The sequence below is a fragment of the Proteus terrae genome (assembly GCF_003144325.1).
GTDB classification, from domain to species: Bacteria; Pseudomonadota; Gammaproteobacteria; order Enterobacterales; family Enterobacteriaceae; genus Proteus; species Proteus terrae.
Genome location: NZ_PENS01000017.1, coordinates 77,728 through 88,691, shown reverse-complemented (window position 1 = coordinate 88,691; position 10,964 = coordinate 77,728). Strand labels below are relative to the sequence as shown.

11 protein-coding genes, 1 tRNA gene and 2 pseudogenes are annotated in these 10,964 nt (G+C 33.9%); 7 read left to right on the top strand and 7 right to left on the bottom strand.

Annotated features, from left to right (window positions below; translation table 11 throughout):
- Window positions 1-182: 182 nt before the first annotated feature.
- Window positions 183-503: a heat shock protein HspQ gene (hspQ, locus tag DK857_RS16510; RefSeq protein ID WP_006537351.1), complete on the bottom strand. Its 321-nt coding sequence runs from the start codon at window positions 501-503 to the stop codon at window positions 183-185.
- 196 nt (window positions 504-699) lie between these two features.
- On the opposite strand from hspQ, the gene DK857_RS16505 reads away from it, so the two are divergent.
- Window positions 700-981: an acylphosphatase gene (locus DK857_RS16505; protein WP_109402748.1), complete on the top strand. Its 282-nt coding sequence runs from the start codon at window positions 700-702 to the stop codon at window positions 979-981.
- Between the two features lie 43 nt (window positions 982-1,024).
- Here DK857_RS16505 and tusE read toward each other — a convergent pair whose 3' ends face one another.
- Window positions 1,025-1,354, bottom strand: a complete 330-nt coding sequence (gene tusE / locus DK857_RS16500) for a sulfurtransferase TusE (RefSeq protein WP_023581360.1) — start codon at window positions 1,352-1,354, stop codon at window positions 1,025-1,027.
- A 182-nt stretch (window positions 1,355-1,536) separates the two neighbouring features.
- Here tusE and DK857_RS16495 point away from each other — a divergent pair.
- From DK857_RS16495 to DK857_RS16480, 5 genes and pseudogenes are all read left to right on the top strand, one after another.
- Window positions 1,537-1,624, top strand: a tRNA-Ser gene (locus tag DK857_RS16495).
- 163 nt (window positions 1,625-1,787) lie between these two features.
- Window positions 1,788-2,174: pseudogene (locus DK857_RS16490) on the top strand (tyrosine-type recombinase/integrase).
- Window positions 2,175-2,182: 8 nt separating this feature from the next.
- On the top strand, window positions 2,183-2,356 hold the full coding sequence (locus DK857_RS19620) for a tyrosine-type recombinase/integrase (protein ID WP_405124807.1): 174 nt from the start codon (window positions 2,183-2,185) through the stop codon (window positions 2,354-2,356).
- 140 nt (window positions 2,357-2,496) lie between these two features.
- Window positions 2,497-2,847 (top strand): hypothetical protein, encoded by a 351-nt coding sequence (locus DK857_RS16485; protein ID WP_227003195.1) that lies wholly within the window; start codon window positions 2,497-2,499, stop codon window positions 2,845-2,847.
- A gap of 61 nt (window positions 2,848-2,908) precedes the next feature.
- The gene (locus DK857_RS16480) at window positions 2,909-3,592 is read left to right on the top strand and encodes a hypothetical protein (RefSeq protein ID WP_193528608.1); all 684 of its coding nucleotides are present in this window, start codon (window positions 2,909-2,911) and stop codon (window positions 3,590-3,592) included.
- 1,466 nt (window positions 3,593-5,058) lie between these two features.
- Here the strand turns inward: DK857_RS16480 and DK857_RS16475 are convergent.
- The 5 genes and pseudogenes from DK857_RS16475 to DK857_RS16460 all read right to left on the bottom strand — a co-directional run bounded on the left by DK857_RS16475 (window position 5,059) and on the right by DK857_RS16460 (window position 9,214).
- Window positions 5,059-5,508 (bottom strand): hypothetical protein, encoded by a 450-nt coding sequence (locus DK857_RS16475; RefSeq protein ID WP_109393654.1) that lies wholly within the window; start codon window positions 5,506-5,508, stop codon window positions 5,059-5,061.
- 257 nt (window positions 5,509-5,765) lie between these two features.
- Window positions 5,766-6,698: a nucleoside hydrolase gene (locus DK857_RS16470; RefSeq protein ID WP_109402746.1), complete on the bottom strand. Its 933-nt coding sequence runs from the start codon at window positions 6,696-6,698 to the stop codon at window positions 5,766-5,768.
- 75 nt (window positions 6,699-6,773) lie between these two features.
- The gene (locus tag DK857_RS16465) at window positions 6,774-7,673 is read right to left on the bottom strand and encodes a nucleoside transporter C-terminal domain-containing protein (protein ID WP_227003196.1); all 900 of its coding nucleotides are present in this window, start codon (window positions 7,671-7,673) and stop codon (window positions 6,774-6,776) included.
- A gap of 54 nt (window positions 7,674-7,727) precedes the next feature.
- Window positions 7,728-7,961: pseudogene (locus DK857_RS19410) on the bottom strand (Na+ dependent nucleoside transporter N-terminal domain-containing protein); the annotation flags it as partial.
- 53 nt (window positions 7,962-8,014) lie between these two features.
- Complete coding sequence (locus DK857_RS16460) at window positions 8,015-9,214, bottom strand: ribokinase (protein ID WP_109402744.1); 1,200 nt, start codon at window positions 9,212-9,214, stop codon at window positions 8,015-8,017.
- Between the two features lie 356 nt (window positions 9,215-9,570).
- Between DK857_RS16460 and DK857_RS16455 the strand changes: the two genes are divergently transcribed.
- A complete protein-coding gene (locus DK857_RS16455) occupies window positions 9,571-10,698 on the top strand; it encodes an ABC transporter substrate-binding protein (protein ID WP_109402743.1) in 1,128 nt (375 codons plus the stop codon).
- The last annotated feature ends 266 nt before the right edge of the window (window positions 10,699-10,964 follow it).

Below are 10,964 nucleotides of genomic sequence, written 5' to 3'. Positions count from 1 at the left end.
ATCTATATCGTAACGGAAAGGTGTTTTTCTTGGTATAACCCTTGAACGCCACCTGCAAAGCAGGTGGTTTTATGTTTAAGACGCTAGCGCGACTTAAACTGGCTAAAGCCATAATAAAATCGCCGAAAACAAATCGGCGATTATCATTTCATTCAGATCACTGCTTATATAGATTAATTAAGTTAATTTCTTAATCGTGGTGCCTGTAATTGGCTACGAATTGACTGTGATAACTCATCTAATGAGTCATTATCTAAGTGTTCATCTGAAACTTCATAAGTTATCTGTGCTTCAGCAAGATAAGTATGAACGGGTTGTCCTTCATCATCTTCCATCACAACATGGTACCAAGGTGCTGCTCGCAAGGTCACATTAGATGCAATATCATCTTCATTAGGTTGATCAAGGGAATATTCAGCATCCACATCGACAACAACGCCTAAGTAGCCGAGTAATTTATGTCTAACTTGCTGTCCTATCCCAAATTTGCTGGCGGTCATCATAGTATCACCTCCATATAGCCTTGCTTATTGGTTATATATATGAGGGTACAAAGTGAAATTTCAAGGATTTGAAAAAAATATAATCCTTTGCTTTCATTATGAATAAAGAACCTCACAAAATCAGATTATCTATTGTATAAAGAAAAGACAATAACCTAGACAGAATTTTTATTTGAAAATAGTATTAGAAGGGCATATGAAAATCGGTAGAGAATATATTATTCAAGGGCGAGTTCAAGGTGTTGGTTTTCGTTTTTTTACTTATCAATGGATGAAAAAACAACCAATAACAGGATATGTTTGGAATCGTGATGATGGTAGCGTGGGAGTAAAGGCTTTTGCGAAAGAAAATGCGTTAAAAGAATTTGAGGATTGGTTAGATGCTGGTGGCCCAAGAAGCGCCAAAATTACATTTTGGTCAGCAACATCTTGTGAATATGAAAAAATGGCAGATTTTTCAATCCACCATTATGAGTAATATTATTTTAATGATTTCTAATTATCTTTATCGAAAGATAATATTAAATACATTTAACGGGTTTTGGTAAACCAGCAAGTTTTGTAGCTTGTTTTGCAGGGCCTTTAGGAAACAAACGATAAAGATAACGGCTATTTCCCTTTTCATCGCCATATTTTTGTGCAAGTGCTTTTACTAGCATACGAATAGCAGGAGAGGTATTAAACTCTAAATAAAATTGGCGAACAAAACGGATAATCTCCCAATGTTGTTCTGTAAGCTCAATTTCTTCTAGTTCAGCTAATGTTGGAACCATATCTTCATTCCACTCATTGCTATTTTTTAAATAACCGTGACTATCTGTCTCGATTTCTTTTCCGTTAAATACAAACATGTGAGTAGCAACCAATCAAAAATAATACCGCTAATTTAGCAAAAATAAGGAAAATACCCAAGTAGAACCCATAAATCGTTGATAAATTAAGCCATTGACTTGTGATGCGTTTAATTTTACGGCAAACAGTACGATAAGGGCTTTACAACATAAGCATAGGTGTTTATATTGCTCCCCATTGCGGAGGGGTGGCCGAGCGGCTGAAGGCAGCGGTCTTGAAAACCGCCGATGGGAAACCATCCGAGAGTTCGAATCTCTCCTCCTCCGCCATCTTCACTTCTAGCAACGTCTTCTAAAGTTTCCCAATCCCAAGTAAATCAAGCATTTCAACTAAATCCCATTATTCCAACGTCTACTATCGTCTATTGAAAATTACCCCCTCTAGCTGATACATATGGGGTACATTTATACCCCATGATTTGAGTATCCCCAAATGAAGCTAACCACCTTTAAAAATATTGCCCTTGAATGGTATAAAGGCAAAAAGGATCGCTGGTCTGTTGGTTATCGTGATGACATGATGGACGCATTTAAGAAAGACGTCTTTCCTTATATAGGATATAGGTAATCGCCCGATTGCTGAAATCAACCCATGGAATTACTTGAAGTGCTTTCTATTATGGAAAAGTGCGGGGCAACCGAGAAGCTAAAGAAAGTGCGCCAACGTTGCGGTGAGGTGTGGAAGTACGGCATTATTACTGGTAGGACTGAGTATAATCCTGCACCAGATTTAGCCAGTGCCTTGTACCACATAAGCGTGAGCACTACCACTACGCCCACCTTTCAGTTAGTGAATTACCAGAGTTTCTTTCTTCTATAGATAAGTACATGGGGAGCCAGATTGTGAGAGTGGCACTGAGGATACTTATATTAACTGGAGTTCGACCAGGCGAATTGAGAAAGGTGGAATGGTCAGAAATTAATTTTGATACTGGAGTATGGGAAATACCGGCTGAAAAAATGAAAATGCGTCGCCTTCATATTGTACCATTATCAGAGTAGGTTATTGAGTTGCTAAAACAGATACACCCAATCAACGGAATTAAGCATAATCAACAGGTATATCTACATACGGGATAATCCCGTATCATTATGGATAAATTAATGTTTAGATCACCCCTAGAAATTGGAATTATTATCCGATGTTCCAGAGTCCCTATAAGCATTTTATTTTAACCAATAGCTTATATTGTGATGGTATCAAGATTAATAAACCAAAAATGAAAAAAGCAAAATTAATCAAGATCACCACGTCAGGAACGGTAATAAAAACACCAGGGCGAATTAAAACAGCCACAGGTAAAGTTATGGCCACAATGACTATTCAGGCCGAGAGTGACAAGCGTAGTCCATACCCATTAAAGATAGTGGCATTCGATATTAACGCGCTGGAGCTAATGACCTGCCAGAAAGGAAATAAAGTAACCGCTACAGATCGCTATGAATGGTTTAATGGTTATCAGCTAACAGGGGTACAGATAGTTACTTGCTAGCATCTGTATGTAAATGTAATCTTTAATGTTAATTTGTGTTTGTGACGAGAGTTTTATCAAAATGAAAAATTTATTAGTTTCTGTTGGTTGTGTTTTTGCTTTATCTGGATGTGCCGTGACAGAATATAATTACACTCCAGACTCGTATAAAATAAGCGAGCCGAAAGTAGGGAGTGTTAATCGTGCGATCATAGGTCAAACTTTAGTAAGAGAAGGTAACATAAGTGAACTGAGTGCGATTAAGATACTAAACCCAATACAAATAGATTTGGTTTATAAAATTATTCCTGGTGTATTCAAAAAAGTTGGTTCAAGCGACAAAGGTGATTTTTATATGCCAACTCAAACTATTGACTCTGGTTCTGTAGTTGTTGAGGAGCTTGGTCAACCATGGAGTTCAATTTTAATAAAAAAAGGAACTAATACTGATGAAATTTGTATTGTAACTGACTTGAATGTAGTTGTTTGTAGCGATAAGGCTAAAATTGAATATCTTAAGCTAAATAATTCCGATGGTAATTCATTTGAGCAGGCTTTAATTTTTAATGGGATAAATGATCAAATTGTAGATATTAGTTATAGAAAAATAGGCTCAAATATAGAAAATCAAGGGTTTGGTAATAATATTCAATATAACCTTAAAGAAAATAATATTATTTCTTATGAAAATGTTAAATTGAAAATTATAAATAGCTCTGATAATTCATTGACATATGAAGTTATAAGTAATTTCTCTGGTAATTAGAACCCGCGAAAACGAATAATTTTTCCAACACATAGCGTTAAACATATAAAGCAAGTTTTTTGTTTAACGCTGCCATCGTAACGCTGAAATATTAGAGCTGATAATTTCCCATATATAAAAAATCATCAATGAGCTAGTTACTGGGCTACACACGGAACCACAATTATTTATATCATTTTTGACACTGATAGCATCAATTTTGACGTTACGTTGACCTAAAGTCATAGAAATTGTTGACATTATGCTTGTGGATTTGCTTATACGATTGACGTTATCAAAATATCACCTTTATATAAATTTTTATAAGTCCGAATTGATCACAATTAAATGTGCGCTAAAGGCAGTTATATCAATGCTTCTGGAATGATTAACAGACAAAACATATGTCAACGAAACGTCAACAATATAAGGTATTTTTTGTTGATCTAATGGCGTATTTCTCTGTGTTTATTCGTTCCTGAAATTTTAGCCTTATAGTTCACAGTAAACAGGGCATTTTTTCCTCTTTAAACTAACTCAATATTATTAGCCTAGTTCATAACTGACCCTCTTTAAGATGACCAGTTCAACTAACCTAAAATATCGGGGTGGTTCGAATTAGTCCACCAGCCTACCCATTCTATTTTGTACACATCAATATGAGGTGTGCAAATTAACAAGTTAATCACTGCTGTCATTTGAAATAGCGTTAGTGTTAGATTTACGCTTCCGTTTGAAACGGAGTCGTGAAAAACACAGGGTAGGGTTATTTCTGGTTGGTGTTTTATTATCTACAATGAAATTACTATTGATGATATTTATGCAATGATGTTACTGGAAAGTATAGGGCTAACATGAGATTAAAAATCACCTCAAAACAGGCATGATAAAAATATTAGGGGGTACATTTTGGGGGAACTATAAAGTTAGAATTTAAATAATTATTTATTATCAATGTGTTGATTGCTATATATGGTTCTTTCCTCCCCTCCTAGCATCTCCTAATAGCAAGTAAATCAAGTAATTCAACAAAGTTATTGTCTCCTGACTTCTCTTGAAAGCTCTACCATTTGTTGTGTGGTTTTTTGTATAGTTAGAGTGGTTGTTAAGTTATTTTGGAACCTCTAATATACTCAAGATATATTTAACAATATTGAAAATATGGAAACAAATTTTTTGTTAAAGCCACTTCAATTACTGCAGGTATTAATATAATATTTTTTATTCATATTCGGATCCTAATAAATAATCAATTCCATTATATAGAATATTATTTTAATACTAATGATTCTTATTTTCAATTTTCAGTTATTTTTATTTTAGCCAAATTAACTGATTATTCATTCTAATTAGCTAGCTTAAATAATTATTTTATCTTTTTTATGGGGAGTTATTGGCATGTCAGGGCTGTTTTTTTCGTTCTATTAAATAGGTGAGAAAATAATCAATAAAACTCACCTATTTAATATCAAAATAATTTTAAAGACTTATTTATTGATTTCATTATTCTGAGCTTGAAGATAATCAGTGAGAAATGCTTGTGCATTACCTTCATGGGATATCCCTTCAGCGTAATTTACTGATATAGGCTGAGGTTCTCCTGGTATATAAAGGTTACCACAGCATTTATTCTCAATAATTAGAGCAACAAATTTATTTCCATTAGTATTTATTGAATATCGGGTATCTCTACTTGTTTTTTCGACCTGCATCTTCTGAATTTTTAAATTCCAGTCATGATCAATACCTTCGATCTGTACTAATGCTTCATTAGCATTACGATCACCAATACGTAGAGTCCAAACAATCACTCCTTGTTGACCTTTATAGGCAATGACATTATTTGCCACATCAGGGCGTTGCTCTGCATGTGCGTTCCCTATTATGCAGGTAAATAATATAGCGATTAAAGCTATTAATTTTTTATAACTAGCCATGTTTTTTATCCTAATATATTGTTATATATAAATAATTATGTAAGCACTAATATTCGATTACTATGATATTAGTTATCATAATAGATTTGTTTATTTTTAAACATAGCATGAAGTTATTATTAGGATATTTCTTGTTTAATTTTCAAGAAAATATTAATCAATTATTATTGAGAGAAAGTAACCTTAACTTTTAAATAATATAATAAAAATTGATACAGAGAAGCTACACTTCTCTGTATTTTTCTATTTGATTCAGATTACAAAGATAAAATTCGTTCAGATATTAGTGACATTAATTTCTCCGATTGAACATCGGTGATTATCATCGTATTCATACGACATTCATTCAAATTGCTATTATTTTTAGGTGGTCTTAGATCATCGTGGACTGTTGCAAAACTTAAACCAAAAAGTTTGCGTGATTCATATTCAATATCAATATGCCCATTTATACCGGTGAAAATATCTGGGCGGATTAGATAACCTATTACACAAGGATCATGTAAGAAGGGATCAAATGCAGCATATCCACGAGACATTTTTGCTGCTGTTCTAGCAATGACATTACCTTGCTCTAACGACTGACATAAACCTGCTCGAATATCAGCTTTATGTGTGACATCTAATCCCAACATAGTAATGTGTTCTGCTGTATCAAAGACAATATGTGCCGCGTGTGGATCGACATGAAAATTGAATTCGGCTGCTGGTGTTATATTCCCATTACAAAATGCAGCCCCTCCCATTAGTACAATATCTTTCACATTATCCTTAAGCCTTGGTTCTTTTAGCATTGCCATGGCGATATTAGTAAGTGGTGCTGTCGGGCAAAGGGTGACTTCTTTAGGATTAGACATCACAGTATCAATAATAAAATCGACGGCATGTATATCGGGATAAGTGTAATTAGATTTTGGTAACATCACACCAGCAAGGCCGTTATTGCCGTGTACTTGTGTCTTACTTCCCCTACGTGCTATCAAAGGTCGTTCACATCCTCTGGCTAAAGGAATATCAGGCCGTGACACAAATGAAAGAATATTACGAGCATTCTCATGAACTTTATCTAACTCAACATTTCCAGCTACTGTTGTGATCCCCAGCACTTTTATTTCTGGTGACGCCAACGCCAGTAAAATAGCAATAGCGTCATCTACACCCGGATCACAATCTATAATAATTTTAGTCATATACTTCTCCTTTGATAACTTACATAACACATTGAATAACAACTAGAATTAAAAACATGACTCATGAAATAAATATCAGCTAATAAAAATACCAACCATAGTTGCAGATAAGCAACTCACTAACGTTGAACCCACAATCAGTCTAAAACTATTCGCCGCTATCATTTTTCCATGTTCTTTACTGATACTGGCGACACAAGCAATAATCATTCCGACTGAACCAAAATTTGCGAACGAAATTAGGAATACAGAGATAATGGCTTCTGTTCTTGGGCTCAGATCACCCAATTTGATATAGTCAACCATTGCAACAAATTCATTCGTTAAAATTTTTGTGGCAATAATTTGCCCGAACTCAATACTGTCCTGCCAAAGGACACCAAGCACAAATGCAATAGGAGAGAAAATATAACCAAGAAGGCCTTGGAAACTTATTCCTATGAGGCGTAAAAAAATATCATTCAACATGCTAATTAGAGCAATAAAGCCAAGAAGCATTGGAACTATCGCTAGAATTAATTTAAAACCATCGAGCATATGCTCTGTTAGTACTTCAAAAAAACTATGATGTTCATTTTTAGGACCAGAAAAATGGTTCGATATCTCAATAGGATCATTAGGGTTAATAATGGAAACAATAACGAAAGTACTAAAAAAGTTTAGGCAAACACCAATAAAGACAAACTGAGGTGATAACATTTGAGTATAAGCACCCAATATTGCGATATCGACAGTAGACAACGAGCATGCAGCTATTGTATACATTTGTGGTTTTGTTAAATTGGGTATGTATTCTTTAATCGAAACATATACGGCCATCATACCTACAATGACAGCACTAACTGCTGAAAACGATTCAAGTTTACCTACTTTGGCTATTTTATTAATAAGGTATCCGATAGTAAGAATAATCAAACGTAGAATACCAAAATATTTTAATATCCCAATAATTGAACAAATAAATACTAAAGGCATTAGAGCAACAATAACGAACACAATAGGTGTTTTTGTGCTTATATCTCCAAATACAAAATCAATTCCTTTATTTGCATGATGTACTAAATATTCTATACCTATATTCGTCGTATTAAGAATTGAGATCCCAATAGATGTGTGTAGAAGTATAAAAGCAACGGAGGCCTCTATTAATAAAAGAATAATAATAGGAATAAATTTTATTTTTATTTTATTAGCATTAAAACTAATAGAAGATGCGACTATAAAAATTAAGAGAAGGCTAATAATGAAAATTAAATATTTCATAACGACCTCGATTATATAATTTATTAACGGGGTGGGTTATTTGTGCACTTCCCTTACATACGCTCTTTTTTTAATCTGGCATCAACACTTGTTCTAGATGGCATTGATGATGCCCCTTTTTTTTCAACGGCCAATGATGCATAAGCAATAGAAAACTTAATTGCTTCATCCATATTTTTACCTTCTATTAATTTTGCGGCTAAAGCACCTGTAAATGCATCACCAGCACCACTTGTATCAACGACAGATGCATTCATCGCTTTGTAATATTTCATCGTGCTACCATTGAAATAAAGAGCACCACTGTCACCAAGTGTCATTACTATTTCTTTAACACCTAAATTGTGTATTGCTTTTATGGCTTCCTGTGCTGAAATAACGCTATCAATTTTAATGTTTGATATTAATTCTGCTTCTGTTCCATTCGGTATTAATAAATCAATAGATGGCAAATGTGAGACAATTTGATCTGAATAGGGCGCTGGGTTAAGAATGACATAACATCCCGATTTTTTTGCTATTTCAATCGCAAACTTGGTCGCTTCTATATTATTTTCTAATTGAGTAAGAAAAACACTTGCCGATTGTAGATTATTAATATCTGAAAGAATTTCAGCTTTAGTGATTTTTGCATTAGCCCCTAGATCAATAACAATACTATTGTTACCAGTAGCGTTCTCAACCATAACTAATGCATTCCCTGTTTTTGCATTGGCATCCTTAATTAATGTATATGAACTTATTTTTGTAGTGCCGAAATATTTTTCTGCGGTAGCACCAAATGAATCGTCGCCTACTTTAACAAAAAAATGTACATGATCATTTAATTCAGCAGCTGCAACCGCTTGATTTGCACCTTTCCCTCCAGGGAAAAAATTTGTCGAAATTGCTTTGATTGTCTCTCCAACAAAAGGAAATCTTTCAACTTCTGTGACAACATCTAAATTGAAAGATCCTAAAATATATAATGAGCATTTATCTGCAGTTTTTTTATCTCTACCTTGTTCTTCGCAATCAATTTGAAGTACTCTGGTTTCATCAATAGTTCTATTTATTATTGGTTCTAATTCAATTTTTTGTAATCTCACTCCACCATGAAATTTAGTTGCTATACCTAATAACTCTAATTCATCTATGTATCTTCTTACGGTTCTTTCCGATACATGAAGTAGAGCACTGAGTTCTTTTACGTAGATAGAATTATCTTTCACTAATTTTTTTCTGATAAATGCAATACTACTCTTTTTTTTCATATCACCCCTCGTTTGTTAAAAAATGTTTTACCATTTGTTAGGATGATAGAGGTTAATCAAGTTTATTCTGCTTGAGTAGTCACGTTTTTTGCTCGTAATTGGACAATTATCTGTCCGTTTAGATAAATTTTAAGGAAAATGTTTTGATAACGCAGTTTGCTTATGTTAAATGGACGGGTTAGTTAAAATCGTCCATTTAACGTCAAAGTAGTTAGCGAAACCATATCAGACCCGAATATTTATTGTTGGATGCCGTTCTATTAAAACGAATTTATTTGTAGTCAGATAAAGATAATTTTTATTGATGATGCTAATGATAATTGTTAGCATTAACTCTCTATTATGGAGAGTATACTATGAAAAATAAATATCACCTGTTAGCAATATTCCTTTCTGCATTACTTCCTTTTACCGCATCGGCTACAACATATCCAGTTACAATTACCGATACAGATGGGCAAAAAATAACGTTAAAACATGAACCTAAACGCATTGTATTACAAGATGGTAGAGATATTTTAACGCTGGCTTTGCTTGATAGAAATAACCCGTTTGAAAGAGTTGTAGCATGGAATAATAATCTGAAAAAATCGGATCCACAGACAGTTTCTTTATTAGAACAGAAATGGAAATCTAATATAAATGCGATCCCTGATATGGGATTTAATGACAAAGGTGAAGTTAATGCAGAGCGAGTTATTGCACAACGACCTGATGTTCTGATCGCTCAACTAAGAGCCAAACCCGCATTAGAAGGATCGGGCGTTGTCAGCATTTTAAGAGAGGCTAATATTCCTATTATTTATGTTGATACTTTTTTAGAGCCAGTCAAAAACACGAAAGAAAGTGTTGAGCTTCTTGGTATTATTTTAAATAAAGAGAGTGAAGCTAAAGAATATACAGATTTTTATCAACAACACCTAGATAGTATTAAAAATAAAACTCAAGAAATTAAAAATAAACCAAGTGTATTTGTAGAAGCAAAGGCTGGAGCTAACGGTGATGGGTGCTGCTTTACACATAATAATGCGGGTTGGGGGGGATTGATCCAAGCTGTTGGTGGTGACAATATAGGCAGTCATTTCTTACCAGGCGCTTCGGGTGTTATTTCTTTAGAGCAGGTTATTAGCACTAAACCTGATGTATATATTGTAACGGGATCTCGCTGGATCAATAAGAATAATATTGCTGCACCATTTGGCTATGGGGTATCTGACAAAGAGACTCAGGAAGGTTTCAAACGATTGAAGAGCAGAATTGGATTTAATCAGATCGCAGCAGTTGAAAATGAGCGATTATATGGTATATATCATAATTTCTATAATCATCCATATAACATCGTTGGTTTAGAATATTTAGCAACTTTCATTTACCCTGAACAATTTGCAGAATTAAAGCCAGAAAATACCTATAAAGAGATAATAGAAAAATATACCACATTACCTAATGCTCAATTTCTTTGGGCAGCAAAAGCAGATAAATAAAAATTTTAATTATAGCCCTTGTTTTTAAGGGCTTTCTATATTCATTTACACTTCGGCTAATCAGAGTATCTGACTTAATAAAGTTAAAATAAGGCTGATCACTATAATAATGAGCAATACACCCAGAATCGTTCTTGCTAAAAGGCAAGAAAGTGTTGTGGGTGGCGCTTTAGGAAAAAGTGCAGAGAAACACCAATAGGCTAATATAGTGGTCAAAAAAATTGCAAAAAGTATAGAACTAATAAAAAAGATCATTTATTGATACT

What these genes read in the sequence shown, in the direction of transcription:
- hspQ (WP_006537351.1), bottom strand. Translation starts at nt 503, where the DNA reads ATGATGACCGCCAGCAAATTTGGGATAGGACAGCAAGTTAGACATAAA.
- DK857_RS16505 (WP_109402748.1), top strand. Translation starts at nt 700, where the DNA reads ATGAAAATCGGTAGAGAATATATTATTCAAGGGCGAGTTCAAGGTGTT.
- tusE (WP_023581360.1), bottom strand. Translation starts at nt 1,354, where the DNA reads ATGTTTGTATTTAACGGAAAAGAAATCGAGACAGATAGTCACGGTTAT.
- DK857_RS19620 (WP_405124807.1), top strand. Translation starts at nt 2,183, where the DNA reads ATGGGGAGCCAGATTGTGAGAGTGGCACTGAGGATACTTATATTAACT.
- DK857_RS16485 (WP_227003195.1), top strand. Translation starts at nt 2,497, where the DNA reads ATGTTCCAGAGTCCCTATAAGCATTTTATTTTAACCAATAGCTTATAT.
- DK857_RS16480 (WP_193528608.1), top strand. Translation starts at nt 2,909, where the DNA reads ATGAAAAATTTATTAGTTTCTGTTGGTTGTGTTTTTGCTTTATCTGGA.
- DK857_RS16475 (WP_109393654.1), bottom strand. Translation starts at nt 5,508, where the DNA reads ATGGCTAGTTATAAAAAATTAATAGCTTTAATCGCTATATTATTTACC.
- DK857_RS16470 (WP_109402746.1), bottom strand. Translation starts at nt 6,698, where the DNA reads ATGACTAAAATTATTATAGATTGTGATCCGGGTGTAGATGACGCTATT.
- DK857_RS16465 (WP_227003196.1), bottom strand. Translation starts at nt 7,673, where the DNA reads ATGCCTTTAGTATTTATTTGTTCAATTATTGGGATATTAAAATATTTT.
- DK857_RS16460 (WP_109402744.1), bottom strand. Translation starts at nt 9,214, where the DNA reads ATGAAAAAAAAGAGTAGTATTGCATTTATCAGAAAAAAATTAGTGAAA.
- DK857_RS16455 (WP_109402743.1), top strand. Translation starts at nt 9,571, where the DNA reads ATGAAAAATAAATATCACCTGTTAGCAATATTCCTTTCTGCATTACTT.